This window comes from Wolbachia endosymbiont of Rhagoletis indifferens (assembly GCF_048537595.1).
Lineage (GTDB): Bacteria > Pseudomonadota > Alphaproteobacteria > Rickettsiales > Anaplasmataceae > Wolbachia.
This window is the reverse complement of the sequence record NZ_CP175923.1, coordinates 433,869-457,727: the sequence shown is the minus strand read 5'-3', so window position 1 is coordinate 457,727 and position 23,859 is coordinate 433,869. Positions and strand designations below refer to the sequence as shown.

The window sequence follows — 23,859 nt, the reverse complement described above, 5'->3', positions numbered from 1 at the left end:
AAGAAATTTACCAAATGAAAAAAAAGGCAAAAGAAGCCCCGTGGTTGGCTAATTACTTACATTATACTTTCAAGTATGGCGTTTTTTTATTCTAAACGCTTAATAACCGCGATTCAGCTGCTTTTAAACCGCAACTAATCTAAATTATAAACGTTAAGAAATTTACTAAACAGAAAAAAAGGCAAAAGAAACCCTAGGGTAGCTAGTTATTCACTATCCATTTTTTAAGTTGGCGTTTTTTGATGTTTTAAATGCTTTATAAGCGTATTTCAGCTTGTGTAGGTAAAAACCTAGAAATTTGATAAAGACATAAGGTGCACATAGTGCAAAAAATTAAACATGAGACGCCAAATACGTTGAGTTTTTTTGTCATTTAATCTGTACAGAGAAGATAAATAAATAGCTTCATTTTCATGATAAGGGGGCTGGCGAAGCTTGTAAAGTAATTTTTTCGTTTCTATTCCCAATAAAAGTTTGTTATATGGTTATGCAAGAAGTCTATTGTGAATGAAATGAATGTGAAAAATATCTTATTAGCGTTTTTAGTACAAACGGTATTCAGTTTGCCGCTATTTGCAGCTGATCCTGTTTTGCTTAACTGCATTGAAACTCCAGAGATTTATGATCTTGATGCAAGGCCAAAAAATTTTAGCTCTTCAAACAATTTAAGAAGGAAACCTGGTTCTCCAAATAGTGCAACAGGAGAATTAATACACATAGTGGGTAGAATTACTGATATAAACTGTTTACCAATACAAAATGCTGTAGTTTCTATATGGCACGCAAATTCACGCGGCGTGAACCATTACGATAAGAATATAGAGGATAATCAACTCGATCCGAATTTTGCTGGATCAGGAAGGTTTGTAGTGAATAACCTTGGCTATTATAATTTTATTACGATAGCACCTGGCAAAATTGGTGATAGAGCTCCACATATCAACTTTCTAGTTCAACATCCAGATTTTCCAGAATTCACAACGCAAATGTTTTTTGCTGACCATAATTGCGATAATTGTGCTGATCCTGTTCTTGGAGATTTTGTTAGTAATGGGCTTGCAAGCCTTCTCATAACACCATTTACTTACAGTGATCAGGTCATAAAAACCTATACGTTTAACATTACCTTGGGCGGATATAATAAGTTCTCTAATAAAAGATAAAAAACCCTTGCATGTAAGGGAGTCCATAGTAAACTTGAGTGTTATTGTACTTAGGTATATATGAAAAATATCTTACTGATGTTTTTGCTATGTTTTATGTACAGTTTACAATTATTTGCAACGGAGATGCCAGCAATGAAAATAACAATTTCTAAAATTTCGCCCGATTTTAAAACAATAGTAACGGGTTTATTTGAGGACAACGAAACCGTAAATGATGGCGGAGTTTTGCAAAGAAAACAGATCATAGATAATATAAAGCAATTTAGCGATTTCAATGGAAGTTTTGGTGAATTTTTCTCTACTACTTTGCCAGAAGAAAAAAATGTCATAGTTGTTGGACTTGGTAAGAAGGATGAATGGAATGAAAATAAAGAATTAAATATTGGTGGTAAAATATATTGTGAGCTAAGCAGATTAAAAATTAAGAAAGCAGCGATTTTAATCGAAGGTAGTGCAGCAAATGTTGCATATGGTGCGTTTCTGCGTAGTTTTAAGTTTGATAAGTATAAAACTAAAAAGGATGAGAAAATTACAGAGGTAGAGGAAATTACCGTATTAGTAAAAGATGAGCAATTAAGTAATGCTGAAAGATCATTTGAGCACTTAAGGCAAGAAGGTGAGAGTATATTCCTTGCGCGCTCTTTTATAACAGAGCCTCCTAACATTCTATATCCAGAATCCTATGCTGATCATATAAAAAAAGAACTTACTAAGCTTGGCCTTGAAATCGAAGTGCTTGATAAAAAGCAGATGGAAGAGAAAAAAATGGGAGCCTTGCTTGGAGTCGCACAAGGAAGTAGTAAAGAACCAAAATTAGTAGTGATAAAATGGAATGGGGCTGCTAAAGAACAAAAGCCAATAGCTTTTGTTGGTAAAGGTATAACGTTTGACACTGGTGGAGTATCACTCAAACCTTCACGTGGTATGGAGTCAATGAAATATGACATGGCAGGCTCTGCTACTGTGGTTGGGGTGATGCATGCTTTAGCAGGACGAAAAGCAAAAGTAAATGCAATCGGCGTGGTCGCACTTGCAGAAAATGCAGTGGGTGGTAATGCTCAAAGACCGAGTGATGTAGTAACTTCAATGTCTGGACAGACAATAGAAGTGTTGAACACCGATGCAGAAGGAAGGCTCATACTTGCAGATGCTTTATGGTATACGCAAGACAGATTCTCACCAAAATTTATGATTGATCTTGCAACTTTAACTGGTGCTATAGTGGTTGCACTTGGAAATAACGAATATGCTGGTCTTTTTGCAAATAATGATGAATTAGCAAACCGTCTGATTGATGCAGGAAATGAAGTAAGTGAGAAGTTATGGCGTTTTCCTATGAATGAAACTTATGACAAAATTATTGATTCACCGATTGCTGATGTTCAAAACATCGCTCCTGCAGGCTCTGGTGGAGATAGCATAATGGCTGCACAGTTTTTACAGCGTTTTGTGAATGAAACTTGCTGGGCACATTTAGATATCGCAGGCACTGCTTGGCACGAAAAAGGTACTGACATTTGTCCAAGAGGAGCAGTAGGTTTTGGTGTAAGGTTACTTAATAAGTTGGTTGAGAAGTACTATGAAGCCAATGATTAAAGGTCTTTATACTGGATTTATGGCTTGACTCACAGCTACATGAACATTTATTTTCGAGGCGCAGCAAATGAAAGTAGCTGATACATATTTCTTTTTTTCTGGTCAAGCACTGGAATGATATCAAGGAGTAACTTTTTATTTAAACAATGATTATAATAAGAGATCTATTGAAATTTTAAAGTTATTAAATATTGACGCTATATACTTAAGTGTTAAAATAGAATGAAAAGTTTTTAGGAGTTTATATGGCAGTAGGTGGGAAAGCAAAGACAGCTAGTAAAAATAACCCTACTCAGCGTAAGAAAGCCGAGCAAAAAATGTATAAAGATAAACCGGTAAAACCTGTTAGATATATAGATCGTGACTCGCGCATGAATTATATGTCTGCTCAATATGACAACGGCAATCTGGTTGAAGATGAGGTAAGCGGCAATCCTATAAAGTGGGAAGCTGTACAATAGTTGTGGTTAAAGTTACTATTAATTCTAAGGAATGTGAAGTAGAGCATGGGCTCACTATAATTCAAGCTTGTGAAATTGTGGGCGTTGAAATTCCACGTTTTTGTTATCATGAGCGTTTAGCAATTGCTGGTAACTGCAGAATGTGTTTGGTTGAAGTGGAGGGTGGACCTCCAAAACCAGTAGCCTCTTGTGCAATGCCAGTTGCAGAAGGGATGGTTATTCACACTGATACCCCTAAGGTTAAAAAAGCACGTGAAGGTGTGCTTGAGTTTTTGCTAATTAACCACCCGCTTGATTGCCCAATTTGCGATCAAGGTGGTGAATGCGATTTGCAAGATATCACGATGGCTTATGGGAAAGGAAACAGCAGACTTGATGAGCATAAGAGGGCTGTGCCAAAAAAACACTTCGGACCACTGATTGAGACTGCGATGAATCGATGCATTCATTGCACTCGGTGTGTTAGATTTTTGTCTGATGTTGCAGGTACAAATGAACTTGGAGGAATCGGAAGGGGAGAAAATGTAGAGATTAGCACTTACATAAAAAGGCATATTAGTTCTGAATTATCTGGAAATATCATAGATCTCTGCCCGGTAGGGGCTTTAACTTCAAAGCCTTACTCCTTTACAGCGCGTCCATGGGAGCTATCACATTGTGAGACTATAGATGTGCTAGATGCTGTGGGAAGTAGCATTAGAGTTGATTATCGTGGCCTGGAAGTTATGCGAATATTACCAAGACTGAGCGAAGAGGTAAATGAAGAATGGATATCAGATAAAACCCGCTTTGCCTATGATGGACTAAAAGTTCAGCGTCTCGATCGACCTTATGTAAAAAAAGATGGTAAATTAGCCCCAGTTGATTGGAATGAAGCATTGACTATTGCTGCAAAAAAATTAAAGAATACAAAATCAAATAAAATAGCTGCAATTGCAGGTGATTTAGCAGATTGTGAGTCTATGCTTCTACTCAAAGAAGTGATGCAGAAGCTCGGCTCGGGAAATATAGACTGCAGGCAAGATGGTGCAAAGCTTATACCAAGTAATCGTGGGTCATATGTGTTCAATACCACTATTGAAGGTATAGAAAATGCAGATTTATGTCTGCTTATAAATACAAATCCAAGGATAGAAGCACCGATCATTAACGTAAGATTGAGAAAGAGATATTTACAGGGCAACTTTCCTGTTGCAAGTGTTGGTCCTAACATTGAATATTTATATCATGTTGAGAAATTGGGCGATAATCCTGATATTTTGAGTGAAATAGCAAATGGAAATCATAAGTTCTGTGAGCTGCTGGTAGCTGCTCAAAACCCTATGCTGATTATCGGTCAAGATGCGTTGATAAGAGACGATTCTGAATCAGTTCTAGTTCTAGCTGGCAAAATTGCAGAAAAATTTAACATGGTCAGAGACGACTGGAATGGCTTTAATGTGCTGCATAAAGCTGCAGCAAGAGTTGGTGGGCTAGATATTGGGTTTGCTTCTAAAAAAGGCGAAAGGGATATTAATCAAATATTGGAACATGCAGAAAGTGGTGAAATAGAAGTGGTTTATCTTCTTGGTGCAGATGAAATTGATACATCAAAATTAGAAAATACATTTGTAATTTATCAAGGTCATCATGGTGATAAAAGTGCACATGTAGCAGATGTTATCTTGCCTGGTGCTGCATATACAGAAAAATATGCAACTTATGTAAACACTGAAGGTCGAGCGCAAAGAACAAATTTAGCTGTATTTCCTCCAGGTGAAGCAAAGGAGGATTGGTTAATTATTAAAAATCTCTCGCAATATTTGGATCTCTCCTTACCATATGATAGTTTATTTGACGTGAGAAAAAAATTAGATACTATCGGTCCACAGTTTAGAAATGCTGATCAAGTGATAAAAAATAAATGGATTCCAATCAGCAGCGGTGAAATAAGCTTAAGTAATACACCTTTTACTTTAAAGGAGTGTAATTTTTATATGACGGATTCAATAAGTCGCGCTTCAAAAATAATGGCGGATTGTACTAAGGCTTTTTATGAACACGCTAGTTAATATTTTATTTGTTTTAGTACCGCTACTACTTTCAGTTGCATACTTGGTATACTTTGAGCGTAAGGTTATTGCTGCAATTCAACTAAGGCACGGCCCAAGTGTAGTCGGGCCATTTGGGTTATTGCAGCCGTTCGCAGATGCTATCAAATTGATAATTAAAGAGCCGATAATACCATTTAGAGCGAGCACTATACTGTTCATTATGGCTCCAATGCTTACCTTTATTTTGGCATTAATTGCCTGGGCAGTTATACCGTTTGGTGCTGAAGTAATTGTAGAAAATGGCCAGCAAGTAGTTATTCCTAAGGTTATAGCAAATATTAATGTTGGAGTGCTTTATGTGCTAGCTATATCGTCGCTGGGAGTATACGGCGTAATTATTGCAGGCTGGTCAAGCAATTCTAATTATGCATTTCTTGGCGCTATACGGTCGGCTGCTCAGATGATTTCATATGAAGTTTCAATAGGCTTAATAGTTGCTACAGTCGTTATTACCACTGGAACATTAAATCTTGGAGAAATGGTAGTGGCAAAACATAATATGCCATTTTGGGTTGATTTACTACTAATGCCTATAGGAATAATATTTTTTATTTCTTTGCTTGCAGAAACTAATCGTCACCCATTTGATTTACCAGAAGCTGAAGCAGAGCTTGTCTCTGGATATAACGTTGAATATTCATCCATGCCTTTTGCTCTCTTTTTTCTTGGAGAATATGCAAATATGATTCTAGCAAGTGCTATGATGACGATATTCTTTCTAGGAGGGTGGTATCCTCCATTAGAACTTGGTTTGCTTTATAAAATTCCAGGTTTAATTTGGTTCGTTTTGAAGATAGTTATACTTTTGTTCGTATTTATTTGGATTAGAGCAACAATACCTCGCTATCGATATGATCAACTAATGCGCCTTGGTTGGAAAGTGTTTTTACCAATATCGGTGCTTTGGGTGATACTCATTTCAGGGGTGTTGCTCTTTACTGGGAATTTGCCTGGATCCAATGTTTAATTTTCCAAACACACGGTTAAGGCGCAGGCGCTCGAGCAAATGGGTTCGCAATTTAACAAGTGAAAATAGTTTATCAGTAAATGATCTGGTTCTTCCTCTGTTTGTTCATGACAGAGAAGAAACAACTGAACCAATTTCTGGCTTACCAGGCGTAAAGTGTTATTCAATAGATGGATTAGTGTCCATAGTTAAGGAAGCTAAAGATTTAGGAATTAATGCTGTTGCAATTTTTCCTGTAGTTGGTAGTAAACTAAAATCTGAAAACGCTGAGGAAGCGTATAATTCTGACAATTTAATCTGCAAAGCAATTTGTGCTGTAAAATTAAAGGTACCGGAAATTGGTGTTATTGCAGATGTTGCACTGGATCCATACACTATTCATGGCCATGACGGCATTTTAAAAGATAATCAGGTGGATGTAGAAAACGATGAAACTATATCAGTACTGTGTAAGCAAGCACTTGCTTTAGCGAAGGCAGGATGTGATATAGTTGCTCCTTCTGACATGATGGATGGTAGAATAGGAAGAATCAGAAAATCATTAGATGATAACAACTTTCAAGACGTATTAATATTATCTTATGCGGTGAAATACTGCTCTAGCTTCTATGCTCCATTCAGGCAAGTCGTTGGTTCATGTGGGCTATCACATTCTATAGACAAAAGTGGTTATCAAATGGATTATAAAAATGCGCGCGAAGCAATGTGCGAAATTGAAATGGATATAAATGAAGGTGCAGATTTTATTATGATTAAACCAGGTATGCCATATTTAGATATTATCAAAACAGCAAGTGATAAGTTTAATTTTCCGATTTTTGCTTACCAAGTAAGCGGTGAGTACGCAATGATAAAAGCTGCTGCAAATAATGGCTGGCTAGATTATGACAAGGTGATTTATGAGTCTTTGATTGGTTTCAAACGTGCGGGTGCAAGTGCAATATTCACTTACGCTGCACTTGATATTGCAAAAAATTTAAGTGCACAAGCCCTATAAAATTACTAAATTTTTGGCGCATGTTCTTCTACTGTTGCTGCATATTACTTAAAATTTTCCAATACATGTTTTAAGTTATTGATAAGTCCGTTACAATACAGTATTATAAATAATATAAACCAAGTGTTACTTAGGGCATGGGGATTTTTTTTGAATTTTTGGGAAAGATGCTGGGCAAGGTTTTTCCTGCCAAAACAGTAAGCTCTTTTTTGGGAATAGGATATTTACCAGGTTGGCAGAACTATTGGTCTTCTTTTTTAATATTATTTATTGTCGATGTTATATTGATTTTTACATATGGAGGCGAATATTTACTATATAAAATGCCAAATTCAGGAATAGTTGTAGCTGCTATTTTTACAAAATTGGCAATAGTTATGTTAGTAATGCAATTAATTGGAATATTTATTTTTCATGCTCAGGATCCTTCAGCAAACAGTGGTGAAGACATAGTAATACAAATAGCGTCAGGGCAAGTACTGACTGTAGCACTTTCAATGCCAGCAATAATGTCAATTTATTATGCTGTAAGTAAACTCTATGGGAGTATATGTAAGCAGATGTTTCAATGCCCATTTTGGTTTAATGATTTTATGCACTTTTTCTTTTTTCTTATGATACCTTACGTATTTTTTAATGTCGTAGAAGTGATAAAACCATGGCCAATAAGTTCAATACAGCTCAGCTATAATAATGCAATGTCAATTACATTTGAGGGGATTTTTCACACATTTTATGCGGTGATTTTACTGTATTTAACAGCATTTATATTCTGCGATTTAACTATGCATGATGCAATTGTCCTAAATAAAAGCATAATTCAGTATGTGAGGGAAAGTTCAGCAGTTTTAGGTGATTATTTACATAGTGCTGCAAAAAAAATAAATATTGAATAGTACTTATTTATTTATATATTTAGTATAAAAAGTGTGCAATTTGTGTGAACTTACAAAGTATAATAAAAAAGTTACAAGATTTTTGGGCTAGTGAAGGATGTGTTATACTTCACTCATACACATCTGAAGTTGGTGCTGGCACATTACATCCTGCAACAATTATGTCTGCAATTGATACAAAACCGACAAAAATTGCATATCTACAACCAGTAATTAGGCCAGCAGATGGTCGCTATGGCGATAACCCTAATCGCTTGTATCAACATCATCAATACCAAGTTATAATAAAACCGTCTGGTAATAATTTACAAGACGTCTATTTAGATAGCTTAAAAGCTCTTGGCATATCTACAGAAAAATATGATATTAAGTTTGTTGAAGATGATTGGGAAAATCCAAGTGTTGGTGCATCAGGACTTGGATGGGAAGTTACATGCAATGGAATGGAAGTAACACAGCTTACTTATATACAGCAAGTTGGAGGGATTGACTGCAAGATGATTCCTGGTGAGGTGGCATATGGGTTGGAACGTTTAGCAATGTGCATACAAGGTGTAGATAATGTTTACGATATAATTTGGAACGATAATGGTGTAACTTACGGAGATATTTTTAAACAAAGAGAATATGAATTTTCTTATCTAGCGTTAGATTATTATGATACTAAAGTGGTACAGCAGCAATTCGAAGATACGGAAAAATTGTGTAAGTTCCTTATTGAAAAGGAGCTACCAATGGCAGCTTATGACCAATGTATTAAAACTAGTCACCTACTTAATCTGCTTGATGCAAGAGGTGTGCTTGGTGTAAATGAACGTACAGCGCATATTGGTAGAGTTAGAGAGCTGACAAAAAAATGTTGTGAATTGTACATGAGTAAATAGCGTATGTCGTTGCAGTTATTATTTGAGTGCCTTTCAGAAGAAATACCACCGAGAATGCAGAATTCAGCTGCAGTTCAAGTTAAGAGTTATATTACCAGTGCTTTTAATAAAAACAATTTAAGATTTGCATCTATAGAGGTTTTTGTAACGGCACGTCGCATTACCCTATTTGTCGACAACATAAATGCTTTGGAGCTAAAGGATTCCAATAACGAAGTTAAGGGACCAAACATTAACGCACCAAAAAGTGCTATCGAAGGTTTTTTAAGAAAATATCAGAAAAATGAAGAAGATTTGCTCGTTCGAAAAGTAAATAATGAGGATTTTTACTTCATTAAAAGAGAAAGCTGCTCATTTAACATTCAAGAGTTTCTTAAAAATCAACTAGGAGAAATATTAAAAAATTTCTCTTGGCCAAAAAGTATGAGATGGGGCGAAGGAAAAGAAAGGTGGGTTAGGCCAATTAAAAACATTTTATGCATTTTAAATGATGAAATAATACCTGTGTCTTTTGCAGGGATCACAGCATCTAACACAACATATGGCCATCGATTTCTCTCAAGTGGTACAGCGTTAACTGTTAAAGCACCTAAAGACTATTTTGAATTGCTAGAAAAAAACAGTGTAATTCTCCAAATGGACAAAAGAAAGCAATTTATACTAGATCAGATTAATAAATTCACAAAAGAGCAGAATTTACAACTTGAGAAAAATGATTATTTACTAAATGAATTGACAGGGCTTATAGAGTGGCCAATCGTACTGTTTGGTGAAGTGAATCAAGAAAAGTCATTTGGATTACCGAAGGAAGTAATTCTTAGTATAATTAATACGCAGCAAAAATACCTTGCTTTAAGTAATGGAAAGAGAATTTCACACTTTGTCACTGTTGTCAACGTCAACAATGGTGAAGTTGTTAAAGGGCACGAAAGAATATTAGAAGCACGTCTTGCTGATGCCCAATTTTTAATATCTCAAGATAAAAAGGAAAATCTAGATTATTACGTCAAAAAATTAGGTTCGATATTATTTCATGCTTCACTTGGCAGCGTGGGGGAAAAGGTGAAGCGCATTATAGCTCTATCAAGATATATAGCTACATTTATTCCGCATGCTTCATTAATTAAGGTTGAGCGTGCCGCATATTTAGCAAAGGCAGATCTTGCAACATCAATAGTAAGAGAGTTTCCAGAACTGCAAGGAGCAATGGGTGGATATTACGCTTCTTATTTTCACGAAGATAAAGAAATAGTGGAAGCTATAACTGAACACTATAAGCCAATCAGATCGGAGCAAGAATGCCCTAAATCTCCCACTGCGATTGCTGTGGCTATTGCTGATAAAGTAGATAGTTTAGTTGGTTTAGTTGCAGCAGGAGAAAAGATCTCAGGTTCATATGATCAGTTTGGTTTGCGGAGAATGGCAATTGGCATAATTAGAATAATACTTGAAAATAATTTGCATGTTCCAATCAGGCTATTGATAGACAAGTCAGTATCTTTATATTCGAAACTCACATTTACTAAAGACACAACACCAGCTAGCAACCCTCTCAGACTACTGATAGATAAGTCAGTATCTTTATATTCAAGACTTGCGTTTACTAAAGACACAACATCAGCTAGCAATCCTCATAAACAGACTAGAAGATGCATTGCAAGTCTAGTGTACATGTTCTGCACAGAAAGATTCAAGGTTATTTTAAGAAATAAAGGTGTAAGCCAAGGTATTGTAGATTCAATATCATGGACTGATATGAACGATCTGCTGACAGCAGAAAAGCGAGCTGTTATATTGGATTGTTATCTTAGTACGCCAAAAGGTGAACAGATTCTAAGCACTTACAAAAGAGTCAGCAACATGGTTAACAAAGTAAGGAAAAATGATGACACTGCTTATGGCATATTTTACAATACGTGGCTTCTGATTGAAAAGGAAGAAGTTGCACTATCAAGTTATGCTACATTTTTTTATAAGAGCATTAAACAAGCAATGAAAAGTGGGGATTTAAACGCAGCGCTTGATAAGCTTACTTGCCTTACTCCATTTATCAATAAATTTATGGATAGTGTAAAGATCAACTGCGATTCTGATAAGCTAAGGAGAAATAGATTATCTTTGCTTAAAAATGTAGTTTTCATCTTTCATTTAGTAGCAGATTTTAACCTCATACAAGTCAAGTAATGGATAAATGTTCAAGCAATATAAAGAACAGATAAAATTATCTCCACAGTCCTGTGGCGTGTATAAGATGGTTGGAGATAAGAATAAGATTTTATACATTGGTAAAGCAAAAAACTTGAAGTCGAGGTTATCCGACTACCTTCAATTCGAAAACCTTTCTGAACGAATTAGAGTTATGCTCTCACAGGTTATTAAGGTTGAAATATTCATCACTGAGAATGAAATCGAAGCACTGCTTCTTGAAGCACAGTTAATAAAATCGTTGAAGCCACCTTATAATATTGTGCTTAAGGATGGAAAATATTATCCTTATATAACAATTTCCAAGCACGATTATCCAAGAATAGCGAAATATAGAGGCAAATTTAAGAAGAATGAGTTTCATTATTATGGTCCCTTTACATCTGCCGCTGCTGTTAAGCAAACTATATTATCATTGCAAAGAGCTTTTCTCTTGAGAGTATGTTCAGATCAATACTTTTCCTCAACAAAAAGACCATGTATTGAGTATCAAATTAAGCGCTGCTCAGCACCATGCATAAACAAAATCACAAAAGACGACTACTGCCAATCAGTAAAACAGGCACGAAATACATTGCTTGGAAGAAATAAGGAAGTGAAAGAACAGTTACTTTTCACAATGAGAAAGTGCAGCAGTGAAGAAAACTATGAGCTTGCTGCTATATATAGAGATCGGGTAAAGTTTCTTGAGCAAATTCAAATACAGCACACGGATTTTTCTTTTGAAAAAGATGCAGATTTCTTCAGTATTGTACGTGAAGAGGATCTAGCATGTATTAGTGTGTTATCGTTCAGAAATAAAGACAACTACGGCAGCACTCCTTACTTTGCCGAGAACTGTGGTGATCACTCAAATGATGAAATTTTATCCACCTTTTTGGTCAATTTTTATAATTCAGCTAACATACCTCCAATACAAATTTACGTTCCAGATTCTATTGTGGATAAGGAAATTATAGAACAAGCACTATATAAGGTTGCTCAAAAGCCAGTAAAAGTTCTGCATGCAAAGAATAAAAAAGAGCGTGATTTATTGAAATTTGTTTATGATAACTCTCAGCATAGCTTAGAGCAGAAGCTTATCGATTATAGAAATAACCTAGAAAAGCTTGAAGAGCTTAGCAAAATCTTCTTGTTACCAAACATTCCAAAGCGTATTGAGGTTTATGACAATAGCCATATATTTGGAAACCAACAAATTGGTGTAATGGTTGTTGCAGGGCAGGAGGGTTTTTTAAAAAGTGAGTACAGAAAATTTACTATAAAGGAAAAATTTTCAGGCGATGACTATAAAATGATGAGGGAAGTGCTAACCAGACGTTTCTCCGGCAATATAAAAGGCATAATACCTGATTTTTTACTGATTGATGGTGGACCAGGACATGTTTCCATAGTACAGAATGTACTGGAAGTATTGAATATAAACGTTCCTTTTGCTTGTATGGCAAAAGGTCCTGATCGTAACGCAGGAAATGAAAGATTTTATATGCTGGGCAGGGAAGAATTCAGTCTGGTAAATGACAGCAAAGTCATGCTTTACTTACAATCGCTGCGTAATGAAGCCCACCGCTTTGCGATAACTTCACATAGAAAAAAACGCGATAAACAGTTTATAGTTTCACAATTAAGCAAAATACCCGGCATTGGCAACAAAAGAAAAAAAGCGTTGATGTCTTATTTTGGTTCAGTGAAAAATATAAGCAAAGCTTCTCTGGCTGAAATTCAAAACGTACATGGAATTAGTAAAGGTTTAGCAGAAGTCATTCTTAAATACGTGAATTATAAGAGAGGAGTACTGGAATGACACCAAACCCGTTTTATTGTTAAAGCAGATATTCATACACTTTTCCTCAGAATCTCTTCATTGAGAAGCTACTCTGTTAAAACGTAACCGTTCACGCAATGGCGTCAACTTAAGGAAAAATATAAGCGATAGTGTGTAAAATTTCTCTCTAAATTTTTTCGCATTAAATTATCTAAAGAGTGAAAAAAAACGCTGTTGTTTCTATAAAAAAGTTTAAAATGTGTCCTTTTTAGACGAAACATGCAGAAAGGAAAAAATCTTATTCTACAAATTAAAAATATAATATACTCGAAAGCTTTTCAGAGAATCCATTGTGTTGAGTTTCACACGAACAAGAAAACTTCCTTTTACGACAGTATTTTCTATGATTTTAAAGTTATAGCATATCTCATAATAGTCCGAACGTATCATAGGAAAGCAGAATCAACAGCATGACGAAAAGATTTGAATAGAGGAATGTTTTTCCTAGCTCTGTTTTTTATAGCAAACCAATGATGCTCAATTTTGTTGAAATCTGGAGAATACGGCGGCAGATACAGAATTTCTGCACCAACTCCTCTAGCAAGCTCGATAATCTTACCAGACTTATGAAAAGTAGCATTGTCAAGAATGACAGTCTGTCCAGGTTCCAAGATCGGTGTCAAAAATTGCTCAAACCATCCATTAAAAACATCCATATTACAGTGGCCTTCAAAGGTTCACTATCTTTCTTCTACTTAAGGCTGCAACCATACTGATTCGTTGAGTTTTCTTTCCAGATTTTAGGGCATAAAACCGCTGTCCTTTCTGGATATGGATAGTCCTCTGTGTTATCAATGCCAGACTCATCTATATAAACTAAGTTTTCTGGTTCTTTTGTTGCTATAATTTTTAAGAATTCAGCACGTTTTTCTTCGTTCCTTTCCTTGTATCCATATGTCTTTTTTTGCGCGTAAATCCAATTTTTCTGAGAGCTCGGTGGATCGTTTGGATACTAACGTTGCCCCAAAGTCTAGCCATTTCCGACAGAGTCTTTCCTCCGTTTTCTCTAGCAAATTTAGCAAAGGCATCCCAGTCGGTAATTTTGTGATTGTAACCTCCATTTCCAAGTTTTTTTGATTGAAAGTCTCCTGTTTCTTTTCTTCTTTGCTGCCACTCCCATAAAGTAGTTCGTCCAATTTTAAATCTTGCTGCCACTGTTTCTCTGCTTTCTCCCTCGTCTAGCGCTTCCATTGCTTTTTTCCTTAAGTCATAACTATATGCTGCTGGCACTCAACCTCCTTATCATCATCTATCCTTATCTTATCACATCCGGACTTCTATGAAAAGAGCTATAACTATTGCATTCCTGAACTTTTTGATTCATCATTCTTTTTATAAAAAAACATTCTCAACTTTCTCTCCACTTTTTCTGGGTAAGGTCACTTGGCTGACAACCGTCATTCCGCTACTCGTTAGTGGCTGCGGCGGTATGACGTCTTAGCTATAGTTAACAATAGAAGCAAAAACTCATCCTTTTGGAAGAGGAGGAGATTTTTCCGAAACCTCAGCAGGGATTGATTTTGGATCTGATAATTCTGTATTTACCTTGATTGGCTCTAATGGAGTTTTCTGCTCTTCCGGTTTATCGTCTGGAATTGGAACAGGCCAATCCATAATGTTTTGCGGTATAGCTTCTGCTTCTTTAGCCTCTCTTTGGTCTGTTGAAGATGATGCATCAACTCCTGCATTTTTAGTAACTTCTTGTTTTAGTTGTTTATTTTCTTCTTGTAATTGCTTTAAATTTTTCTTTAACTCGTCAATCTCTCTTATTTTTTGTTTTAATTGTTCAGATATAGTTAGTTTGTCTCTAGTCAATTTTTTGTTTTCTTGTCTTAACCCACTAGCTGTTCTGCTTGAGTTGTTGTTTACAGCTTGTATACCTTGGTCTTGCTGCTGCATGCTTGTTCCTCTACTTTCATATTCAACTTCAGTTTGAGTTGCCTGACCTTTTTCCTGCTGTAATATGTTCTGTAGTTGCTCTAGACTCTCTTTAACAGACTTCAACTCTTCTTGTAACATGTCTTCCTTTTCTTTATAACTCTCTTCAAATTCCGCAAGTGTGGATTTTAAGGAGTCACGTTCTAATCTTAGATCCTCAAACTGCTTTGCCTGCGCTGCAAAATATTGAGCAAATGTTTCTTTTCCTTCCTTTAATTCCTCAATTTCGTTTATAATTTCATCTACTTTATCTTTTAATCCTTCTTGCTCATACTCTTCTTCATCACCAGACATATCATCCTCAAATATTTCATCTTCATCACTAAATTCACTGCTAGTGGATATAGAACTTCTACGTGAAGAAGGTGTTCTAGGAGAGGAATACCCACTGCTGCTTGGTGTAGGTGACTGTGGTGATATATGTGGATCTTTTGTAAATGTTTCTTTCTCAGGTATTTGCTGATCGTCCACACTCTTAGTAAAAGCTTGATGCAGAGTTTTTCCATTGATAAAAACTTCTTTATTCTGCTCAACTAATTTTAATATTTTATCTTTTGTTTCCTCTGGTGTGAACTTTAAATCACCAAATTTTGGCTTACCAATAACACTCTGTATACCACCAGAATCCAATTTTACGGTCATGCTACAGTCTATGCTGTTACCTTCAGAATCCTTAGCCTGCCAATTAATGGTCATTTCACATGAGCTTGAACCAGTAAAATCATAGTGCCTCTCATTGCCATTTTTCTTGCTTGCGGTTATTTGACTACCTTCCCCCAAAGATATGTTATAAACCTTACCTTCACTGCTGGCCCTTAAAATATTGCTAATTTCTATTGGTTTTTCTTCATTTTCAAATCTAATTTTGAAGTCATTATCTTTTGTTGAATACACTAAGAAATTTTGATTTGGTAAAGATGCTTCAAATTCTCTATGTGTTTCATTTATTGATTGCTCAAATTTTTGGAACTCCTTTTCCCACTTTAAATTTATCTGTCCTGTAATGTTCTCATCTTTGCGTAAAGGGCCAATAAAATACCAGATTAAATTTTTTTCCTCCAATTGTTTTATAGTCTCTTGAAAGCTGCTACAAGATTCAATCACATCTAAAATATCCTTTTTCTGCTGTTCATCTACATTTAAACTTTGACCCTCAGCTATAAATACATTTTCGTTCTCCCATGGCATAATTTTACATTTTTAGAAAATATACTATAATACTAACAATTTTAATTAAAAAATCAACTAATTATGTGGGTAAATAAAGAAGAAATTTGAACACTTGTCCATTATGTTATATAGTAGTTACTCCTTAAGCAGTGCAGTATGGACAATACCATTATAAGAAAATACGATATTAGAGGTATAGTAGGCAAAGATTTGCAGATTAATGATGGGTACGAGATAGGTAGAAAGTTTGGCCAAACCGTAGCTAGTGTTTGTGTCGGCTACGACAGCAGAATAGATTCACCAGGTATAGAAAGAGAATTAATTAGGGGCTTAACTTTATCCGGTGCAAATGTTATACGCGTTGGACTATGCTCTTCACCTATGCTCTACGCTGCAACACAAATCACGCAGGCGGATCTTGGTATCATAATAACTGCCTCTCATAACCCCAGCGAATATAATGGCTTTAAATTTTTTAGTAATAAAAAAGTCTTCTCAGATCAAGAAATGAAGGAAATTATAAGCAGTCCAATTAAAAACAGTACAAGAATTGGAAGCTTAATTAACATAAATATATATGGTGAGTACATTCGCATATTAAAAGGTGCAGTGAAGAATAATGCTACACAGAAATTAAAAATAGCCTGGGATTGTGGAAATAGTCCAGCAAGTGGAATTATAAGGTATATTGAAAAGATCTTGCCTGGTCATACGCATATCGTAACCAATAACTCTATAGATGGGGCATTTCCACTGCATGATCCAGATCCCATAGAGGAAAAAAATCTCGCTCAATTAATTGACATTGTGAAGGAATATGGATGTGATCTTGGCATTGCGCTAGATGGCGATAGCGATAGGGTGCGCTTAATTGATAATAAAGGCAACGTTGTTTCCAATGACCATTTATTTATAATTTTTGCACGTGAAGTGTTGGAGGAATATCCAGAAAGCAAAGTTATTGCCAACGTAAAAATGAGTATGAAAGTGCATGATTTTGTTAGTAAGTTAGGAGGGCAAGTTATTACCTGCGCTACTGGACACTCACTAGTTAAGAAGAAGATGGTAGAGGAAGAGGCAAAGTTTGCTGGTGAATTAAGCGGGCACTTCTTCTTTTCTGAGCTAGGTTTTGATGATGGGCTATATTCTGCTGTTAAAGCAGTTGACATTTTGCTTAAGAAAAACCAAAGCCTATCTCAAGTAATTGAGGATTTACCGAAGTTATATATCACTCATGAAGTAAAGATTATAGTGAAAGATGAGAAAAAATTTCAAATAATTGAATCAATAAAGAAAACACTGGAGCAGCAAAATATTGTATTTTCAGATCTTGATGGTGTTAAGGTAACCGATAATAAAGGTTGGTGGCTTCTTAGGGTATCAAATACGCAAAACTGCATTACAGCAAGATGCGAAGGAGAGACTTTAGAAGGTTTTGAACTTACTAAAAAGGTTTTGTTCCATTACATTGATGAAGCAAGGTCTTTAAATTGTAGCTACTCATAGAAAAATTGACCCTATCTCTTAAATAAAGAGCCATAAAAAAATTTTTAAATGTATCTTTATATTATATATTCTTATTGATAATAATTTGTCATCTTTTTTGTTAACTTTACTGATGTTGCCAGAAGGAACGTTGTTGCCAAATTTTGTAAAATTTATTATCCTAAGGTTTCAAGTCCTCACAGGTTTATTGGAACTATATGTACAATGTGTTTATCAGTGAAAATCCGGAGAAAATGATGGGGGAAAAGTTAATACATTACTTCAGCCAGAACAAGTGCGAAGGCAATGCAGAAATGAAAAATCTGCTGGGAGGGAAGGGAGCAAATTTAGCAGAAATGTGCAATGTTGGCATTCCTGTTCCACCTGGTTTCACAATTTCCACCTCTGTTTGTCAGACTTACTGTCAGGATAATGAATTGTCTAACGACCTACGTAACGAGATCAAAAACTACATGACGATGCTCGAAAATGACATCGGTTGTAAATTAGGGGATTTAAATAACCCCTTATTAGTTTCCATACGCTCTGGTAGTGTCAACTCAATGCCGGGCATGCTTGATACTATTTTAAATGTTGGTCTAAATGATGAAACCGTTGTTGGGCTTGCAAAAAAAAGTGGCGAACGTTTTGCTTATGATAGCTACTGCCGTTTCATTATGATGTACTCCAATGTTGTACTACAGCTTGACCATCACCTATTTCAAGATGTTGTTGATAATGAACAGCAAAAGAGTGGAGCAAAAAGCTTAGCTGATCTTGATGTTGATGTTTTAAAGAGAATTGTTAGCAATTTCAAAAGGATAGTACATGAAAGAACAGGAAAACATTTTCCGCAGAACGTTGAAGAGCAATTGTTAAACTCAGTTAATGCAGTATTTGCCTCTTGGAAAAATGATAGGGCTGTTTCCTATAGAAGAATACATAATATTTCTGAAAACCTTGGAACAGCAGTCAACGTGCAAGCAATGGTTTTTGGTAATTTAAATGATAATTCTGCAACTGGTGTGATATTTACACGAAACCCTTCAACTGGAGAAAAAAAGCTTTTTGGTGAGTTTTTGGTTAATGCTCAGGGTGAGGATGTGGTTTCTGGTGTTTATACTCCTATGCCAATTGACGGAGAGCAAAAAAACACCATGGAGAAGTTGCTGCCAAGTGTCTACCGAGAATTATGCGTGGTATGTGAAAAACTTGAAAGGCATTATAAAGACATGCAGGATATCGAATTTACTGTACAGGACGGTAAGTTATGGATTTTGCAGACTAGGTCTGGCAAGCGCACGGCTGAAGCTGCTATTCGCATAATAGTTGATATGGTAAACGAAGGAACGATTACAAAAGAAGAAGGAATATTGAGAATTGATCCAAAAACTTTTGACAATTTATTGCATCCAGTTCTTGATGTTAAGAGTGACCAGAAAGTAATAGGGAAGGGACTGCCGGCTTCTCCAGGGGTTGCTTCCGGATATGTAGTGTTTAGTGCAAGTGATGCTGAAAAAGCTGCAGAGCAGGGCAAAAAAGTGATTTTAGTAAGGTCAGAAACGAGTCCTGAAGATATTAATGGAATGAATGCTGCAAGTGGCATAGTAACAGCACGTGGAGGGATGACCTCGCATGCTGCTGTTGTAACCCGTGGAATGGGTAAGCCATGCATTTGCAGTGTGAGTGGACTTTATATCGATAAAGATGGAACTTTCTTTTCTGTAGGGGATACAAAAGTAAATAAAGGTGAACCAATTACCATCAACGGAGGAACAGGGGAGGTTATGCTTGGCATTCTCCCTACAATTTTACCTGAATTATCGCAAGAATTCAAAACGATAATTAACTGGATAGATGAAATCAAAACGATCAAAGTGAGAGCGAACGCTGATACTCCAAAAGATGCAAAAATTGCAAAAGAATTCGGTGCAGAAGGTATAGGCTTATGTCGCACAGAACATATGTTTTTCGCTAGTGATAGAATCGAATTCATTCAAAAGTTGATAATAGCTGACGATGAAAATGAAAGGGCAGATGCGCTCATTAAACTGGAAGGAATGCAAAAGTCTGATTTCAAAGAAATATTTTCTATTATGGAGGGCAGGGAGGTCACTATACGGTTGCTTGATCCGCCTTTGCATGAATTTTTACCCAATAATCAGTCTACTATAGAAAAAATCGCCAAATCACTTAGTAAGTCAGTTGAGTCAGTAAAAAATAAAATAGCACAGTTATCAGAAAAGAACCCAATGCTTGGCCATCGAGGTTGTAGACTTGCCATTTCTCATCCTGAAATATATAGCATGCAGATTAGGGCAATACTTAGTGCTGCAAGTGAATTAAAGAAAGAAAAGAAGATAGAAGTGGAGCCTGAAATCATGATTCCTTTTATCATGAGTGAGAAAGAGTTTGTTCTGATATACGAGCTAGCAAAGAAAGAATCCTCTGTCATCTCAGCTGGGATCCAGATGCAGATTCCAGCGTCACGCGCTGGAATGACATCAGACAAGGCTTATTCAATCGGCACTATGATAGAACTGCCACGAGCGGCACTGATTGCTGATAAGTTAGCAAAACATGCAGAGTTTTTTAGTTTTGGCACTAATGATTTAACGCAAACAACCATGGGACTTTCAAGAGATGATTCAGTTAATTTCCTCGATTCTTATAAGGAAAGCAACATATTCGAAAACGACCCGTTTGAAGTGCTGGACATCGAAGGGGTAGGGGAGTTAATCAAGATAGCCATTGAAAGAGGCAAAAAAACCCGAAAAGAAATAAAACTGGGTATATGTGGAGAGCATGGAGCAGATCCAAGATCTATAGAGTTTCTCATCGAATCAGGGGTGGATTATGTTTCATGCTCACCCTATAGAGTACCGGTTGCAAAGTTGGTGGCAGCACAATTTAGCATAAAATCTAAGTTTGTTGGGTAAATTATAGCTAAAGTAATTTAGGTTTACCTACAATTTGATAAGTGTGAAACTCGTCATTCCGCTACTTGTTAGCGGAATCTATCCGCGGCGGTATGACGTAGGGCTGTGCTAGCTATAGATCCCAGTGTCAGCTACTCGGATGACATCCTGCTTGGCAAAGATTTCTCTTAAATCACACCTTTTGTATACCTGAACTCACGTGTTCAACTTTATTTTCTTCCATTTCTCTATAACTTGGTAACGTAGAACTTTTTATATGCCACCCGGTAACTATTGCAACTAAAGCAGCTACAATACCGCAAACCACTGCACCAGCTACAAATGGAACCATCACAGCAGCAGTAATGAATAATCCTGTAATAACAACTCCAACAACATCTTTTGTCAATGAGGTGTAAAAATTTTCCTTATATTTAGTTTCTTTTTCATTTGGCATAGAAAATTGAGCATCTACAAAGCCGTTAGCTTTATTATCATTATTTGGTGTGGCAGTTTGCTTAGTATTTGTTTCCTCTGGTATTACAGGCGTTTTATTTTTGTTATTATGATTTGATTGGCCATTAACACTACTTGACACAGGTTGGTTAGCATTTGCTTCTGTTACTATAGGAGGTGCTGGTACTATATTTTCTTCTGCATTGGGTGTTTCTGGTGTAATAAAGTTTAAAAGTACCTGAGTAATTTCTTCTTGTGTATTATTCATAGCCAACTCTAAAGCTGCTTGTCTGCTTTCAGCATTTACATAACCTAAAAATGCCCCAACTTCTTGGACATTACCTTGAACAATAGCAGAATTCAAGGCATGCAATTTTTCTTCTTCATTAAATTTGCCACTATCCAAAAGTACCTTAACAACGTCAGCTTGTTTTGTTATTGCAGCTATATCCAATATAGTCCTGGAAGCAGTATCTGTAAGATGGATTACAGCATCTAAATCTGTAAACAATTTTACAACATCTAGAAATACGCTACGATCGCCGGTAATATTGGACTCTCTTACAGCATTTGCAAACGAGTCAAAAATTGCCGGATTTGTTTCTCTCCCTTGTATTAGTTGCTCATAAAGTACTTCAGCAGTCATACCAGGGTTTATGAAGTCACTAGAATCTACTTCATTGCTGTCTGCTTTATTTTCTTCTACATTAGGTACCTCTTCTTCCTCATTTATCGCTGCAGCTATTTGTTCTTGTTGAGAAAGCTTGAACCCATTTCTAAGAAAAAGATCCTTAACGCGTGGGTTGTTATTTTCGGTTGCATGTTTTAGAAGTAAGTCTCCTAATGAATTGTCTCCTTCACACTTACTTTGAAAATCAATTTCTTTCCACTTTGGTTCCTTTTGCAAGTCTTTAAGACTAGCAGTTCCCTTATCATCATATTTTACAATTGTAGCTATCTTTCGATACAACTCTCTAATATCATCATTACTATATACCATAACTAAACCTATTACTATATGTTAGTTTATTATAGCAACTCTCTCGCAATGGGTCAAGGTATATTGCAGTTTCAAGCAGCATGATATATATTGAATGCTTTATTTATGGTTCTTAAAGCAAATGATGGAAGATTTAGCCTATAAATTAGTGAAAGTGACCGAAGCTGCAGCGCTTGCTGCATATAAACTAGCAGGCTTCGGCGATGAAAAAAAGGCTGATCAGGTTGCAGTTGATGCAATGCGAACAGTGTTAAATTCTATGGAAATAAATGGTACTATCGTAATTGGTGAAGGTGAGAGAGATGAAGCGCCGATGCTATATATTGGCGAGAAGGTTGGCACTGGAAATGGTCCTGAAATCGACATTGCTGTTGACCCACTTGAGGGTACCACAATTTGCGCTCACTACAAACAGGGGGCAATGTCCGTTCTTGCTGCAACGAAAAAAGGTAATTTTTTACATGCACCTGATGTTTATATGGAAAAGATAGCAGTAGGAAAAAATCTTCCAGAGGGTGTAGTCTCACTAAAAAATAGCATTGAAAAGAATCTAGACAATTTAGCCAAGGCAAAAAAATGCAAAGTAAATGATCTCGTGGTAACTGTACTTAAACGTGAAAGGCATGATGAATTAATATCGAAAATCAGGAAGTTAGGAGCAAAAGTTAAACTAATAGATGATGGTGATGTTGCGGCCGTAGTTTCACTAGTAAATGGCAATCACGATATGTATATCGGTATAGGAGGAGCACCAGAAGGGGTGCTTGCGGCTGCAGCGCTAAGCTCAATCGGCGGACAGATGGAGGGAAGGTTAATATTTGACACGGATCAGTTAAGAGAAAGAGCAAAAAATTTGAACATTCACGATCCAGAAAAAATCTACACCATAAAAGATATGGCAAGAGGTGAATCAGTGTTCATTGCAACTGGAGTAACAAACGGAGAACTTGTGGATGGAGTTGATAACTTCTGTTCAACTAGTTCTTTAATAATTCTACCTAACAAGCTGATAAAGCTGCAAGTTATACAAAAGTTAGGTTAATTATTTTTCAATATATTATGTAAGAGTTAAAGGGAGTGTTAAAATGTTAGATTCATTTTCTCAAGAGAAACTAATTGTACAAGAAGTTCCTCAAGATGGACATAAAAAGAAGGCTGAACCCTTTTCAAAACCTCTTATCTATTGTTTCTTAAACCACTCTGCTGAACGGAGACAGTTTAGGCTGTTATGCCTGGCGGCTTTGTTGGAATAAGTTTTTCAACACTGCTAACAATAAAATTGATTGTATCGTCAGCTACCTTATCGAATTTATCATTTATCTTTTTTCCTATTTCTTCATTTTTAACATATTCGTGTAGAGCTAAAGCAGTTATAGCTGCACATGCTGCAATTAAGCCAGTTTTTGCTATAATGAGCATTGATAATCCTCCTGCAAATATAAATGTTAATCCAATAGCTAGGTTTATAATTTTACTTTGTGTTGTTTGTTGTGCTGCCTGATTCTGATCTACTTTTTCTTTTTCAAGAACGTTTGATATTGTTTTTGAGAAAATTTTTACCACGATTGTTGCAATTGCGATCATAGCTAATCCTATGGCTATTTTTGCTAAGAGAAAAAATGATGGGAACACCATTGCAAAGAATAGTAAGCCAGCTCCTACAATTAGTAACTTATTTTTAGGTTGGATTTCATTTGACATAATAAACCTCCATTTCATAACTGCCGGAGTATACCTAATATAAAATACGGAGATAGTCAACATATTTTATGAAAGGGCGCGTTAAAAATTTTTTTCATATT

At 36.0% G+C, this 23,859-nt stretch carries 16 protein-coding genes and 2 pseudogenes; 14 read left to right on the top strand and 4 right to left on the bottom strand.

Going from position 1 to position 23,859, the window contains the following annotated elements:
* Nucleotides 1–512 precede the first annotated feature (512 nt).
* From ACJZL1_RS02310 to ACJZL1_RS02260, 11 genes and pseudogenes are all read left to right on the top strand, one after another.
* Nucleotides 513–1,163: a protocatechuate 3,4-dioxygenase gene (locus ACJZL1_RS02310; protein ID WP_265026636.1), complete on the top strand. Its 651-nt coding sequence runs from the start codon at nt 513–515 to the stop codon at nt 1,161–1,163.
* Between the two features lie 96 nt (nt 1,164–1,259).
* Nucleotides 1,260–2,762, top strand: a complete 1,503-nt coding sequence (locus ACJZL1_RS02305; RefSeq protein WP_419247418.1) for a leucyl aminopeptidase — start codon at nt 1,260–1,262, stop codon at nt 2,760–2,762.
* A 245-nt stretch (nt 2,763–3,007) separates the two neighbouring features.
* The gene (locus ACJZL1_RS02300) at nt 3,008–3,223 is read left to right on the top strand and encodes a hypothetical protein (protein WP_265025693.1); all 216 of its coding nucleotides are present in this window, start codon (nt 3,008–3,010) and stop codon (nt 3,221–3,223) included.
* 2 nt (nt 3,224–3,225) lie between these two features.
* Nucleotides 3,226–5,274 carry an NADH-quinone oxidoreductase subunit NuoG gene (nuoG, locus tag ACJZL1_RS02295; protein WP_265025692.1) on the top strand — a complete coding sequence of 683 codons (2,049 nt, stop codon included), beginning with the start codon at nt 3,226–3,228 and terminating at the stop codon, nt 5,272–5,274.
* The gene (nuoH, locus tag ACJZL1_RS02290) at nt 5,258–6,283 is read left to right on the top strand and encodes an NADH-quinone oxidoreductase subunit NuoH (protein ID WP_419247417.1); all 1,026 of its coding nucleotides are present in this window, start codon (nt 5,258–5,260) and stop codon (nt 6,281–6,283) included. Before nuoG ends, nuoH begins: the two co-directional genes overlap by 17 nt.
* A complete protein-coding gene (hemB, locus tag ACJZL1_RS02285; RefSeq protein WP_419247416.1) occupies nt 6,276–7,280 on the top strand; it encodes a porphobilinogen synthase in 1,005 nt (334 codons plus the stop codon). The genes nuoH and hemB overlap by 8 nt, the downstream gene beginning before the upstream one ends.
* 137 nt (nt 7,281–7,417) lie before the next feature.
* Nucleotides 7,418–8,176: a phosphatidylglycerophosphatase gene (locus tag ACJZL1_RS02280; protein ID WP_265035435.1), complete on the top strand. Its 759-nt coding sequence runs from the start codon at nt 7,418–7,420 to the stop codon at nt 8,174–8,176.
* A 44-nt stretch (nt 8,177–8,220) separates the two neighbouring features.
* Complete coding sequence (locus tag ACJZL1_RS02275; protein ID WP_419247415.1) at nt 8,221–9,060, top strand: glycine--tRNA ligase subunit alpha; 840 nt, start codon at nt 8,221–8,223, stop codon at nt 9,058–9,060.
* A 3-nt stretch (nt 9,061–9,063) separates the two neighbouring features.
* A complete protein-coding gene (gene glyS, locus ACJZL1_RS02270) occupies nt 9,064–11,244 on the top strand; it encodes a glycine--tRNA ligase subunit beta (protein WP_419247414.1) in 2,181 nt (726 codons plus the stop codon).
* A gap of 7 nt (nt 11,245–11,251) precedes the next feature.
* Nucleotides 11,252–13,069 (top strand): excinuclease ABC subunit UvrC, encoded by a 1,818-nt coding sequence (gene uvrC, locus ACJZL1_RS02265; protein WP_419247413.1) that lies wholly within the window; start codon nt 11,252–11,254, stop codon nt 13,067–13,069.
* Between the two features lie 240 nt (nt 13,070–13,309).
* Nucleotides 13,310–13,448, top strand: a pseudogene (locus ACJZL1_RS02260) (IS4 family transposase); the annotation flags it as partial.
* A 28-nt stretch (nt 13,449–13,476) separates the two neighbouring features.
* Here the strand turns inward: ACJZL1_RS02260 and ACJZL1_RS02255 are convergent.
* Nucleotides 13,477–14,320, bottom strand: a pseudogene (locus tag ACJZL1_RS02255) (IS630 family transposase).
* 237 nt (nt 14,321–14,557) lie between these two features.
* On the bottom strand, nt 14,558–16,216 hold the full coding sequence (locus tag ACJZL1_RS02250) for a hypothetical protein (protein ID WP_265035439.1): 1,659 nt from the start codon (nt 16,214–16,216) through the stop codon (nt 14,558–14,560).
* 138 nt (nt 16,217–16,354) lie between these two features.
* Here ACJZL1_RS02250 and ACJZL1_RS02245 point away from each other — a divergent pair, with 138 nt between their 5' ends.
* Entirely contained in the window at nt 16,355–17,704 is a 1,350-nt protein-coding gene (locus ACJZL1_RS02245; RefSeq protein WP_265035442.1) for a phosphomannomutase/phosphoglucomutase, read from the top strand.
* A gap of 236 nt (nt 17,705–17,940) precedes the next feature.
* On the top strand, nt 17,941–20,622 hold the full coding sequence (gene ppdK, locus ACJZL1_RS02240; protein WP_419247508.1) for a pyruvate, phosphate dikinase: 2,682 nt from the start codon (nt 17,941–17,943) through the stop codon (nt 20,620–20,622).
* Between the two features lie 172 nt (nt 20,623–20,794).
* On the opposite strand, the gene ACJZL1_RS02235 is transcribed toward ppdK, so the two are convergent.
* Nucleotides 20,795–22,057: an ankyrin repeat domain-containing protein gene (locus ACJZL1_RS02235; RefSeq protein WP_419247412.1), complete on the bottom strand. Its 1,263-nt coding sequence runs from the start codon at nt 22,055–22,057 to the stop codon at nt 20,795–20,797.
* A 124-nt stretch (nt 22,058–22,181) separates the two neighbouring features.
* On the opposite strand from ACJZL1_RS02235, the gene glpX reads away from it, so the two are divergent.
* On the top strand, nt 22,182–23,099 hold the full coding sequence (glpX, locus tag ACJZL1_RS02230; RefSeq protein ID WP_265026633.1) for a class II fructose-bisphosphatase: 918 nt from the start codon (nt 22,182–22,184) through the stop codon (nt 23,097–23,099).
* A gap of 176 nt (nt 23,100–23,275) precedes the next feature.
* On the opposite strand, the gene ACJZL1_RS02225 is transcribed toward glpX, so the two are convergent.
* Nucleotides 23,276–23,758, bottom strand: a complete 483-nt coding sequence (locus ACJZL1_RS02225) for a hypothetical protein (RefSeq protein WP_265035450.1) — start codon at nt 23,756–23,758, stop codon at nt 23,276–23,278.
* Between the last annotated feature and the right edge of the window lie 101 nt (nt 23,759–23,859).

Excerpts from the sequence above, each read along its gene's own strand:
- ACJZL1_RS02250 (WP_265035439.1), bottom strand. The coding sequence starts at position 16,216 with ATGCCATGGGAGAACGAAAATGTATTTATAGCTGAGGGTCAAAGTTTA.
- glpX (WP_265026633.1), top strand. The coding sequence starts at position 22,182 with ATGGAAGATTTAGCCTATAAATTAGTGAAAGTGACCGAAGCTGCAGCG.
- ppdK (WP_419247508.1), top strand. The coding sequence starts at position 17,941 with ATGGGGGAAAAGTTAATACATTACTTCAGCCAGAACAAGTGCGAAGGC.
- ACJZL1_RS02225 (WP_265035450.1), bottom strand. The coding sequence starts at position 23,758 with ATGTCAAATGAAATCCAACCTAAAAATAAGTTACTAATTGTAGGAGCT.
- ACJZL1_RS02310 (WP_265026636.1), top strand. The coding sequence starts at position 513 with ATGAATGTGAAAAATATCTTATTAGCGTTTTTAGTACAAACGGTATTC.
- ACJZL1_RS02280 (WP_265035435.1), top strand. The coding sequence starts at position 7,418 with ATGGGGATTTTTTTTGAATTTTTGGGAAAGATGCTGGGCAAGGTTTTT.
- ACJZL1_RS02245 (WP_265035442.1), top strand. The coding sequence starts at position 16,355 with ATGGACAATACCATTATAAGAAAATACGATATTAGAGGTATAGTAGGC.
- ACJZL1_RS02235 (WP_419247412.1), bottom strand. The coding sequence starts at position 22,057 with ATGGTATATAGTAATGATGATATTAGAGAGTTGTATCGAAAGATAGCT.
- hemB (WP_419247416.1), top strand. The coding sequence starts at position 6,276 with ATGTTTAATTTTCCAAACACACGGTTAAGGCGCAGGCGCTCGAGCAAA.
- ACJZL1_RS02300 (WP_265025693.1), top strand. The coding sequence starts at position 3,008 with ATGGCAGTAGGTGGGAAAGCAAAGACAGCTAGTAAAAATAACCCTACT.
- glyS (WP_419247414.1), top strand. The coding sequence starts at position 9,064 with ATGTCGTTGCAGTTATTATTTGAGTGCCTTTCAGAAGAAATACCACCG.
- nuoH (WP_419247417.1), top strand. The coding sequence starts at position 5,258 with ATGAACACGCTAGTTAATATTTTATTTGTTTTAGTACCGCTACTACTT.
- ACJZL1_RS02305 (WP_419247418.1), top strand. The coding sequence starts at position 1,260 with ATGTACAGTTTACAATTATTTGCAACGGAGATGCCAGCAATGAAAATA.
- uvrC (WP_419247413.1), top strand. The coding sequence starts at position 11,252 with ATGTTCAAGCAATATAAAGAACAGATAAAATTATCTCCACAGTCCTGT.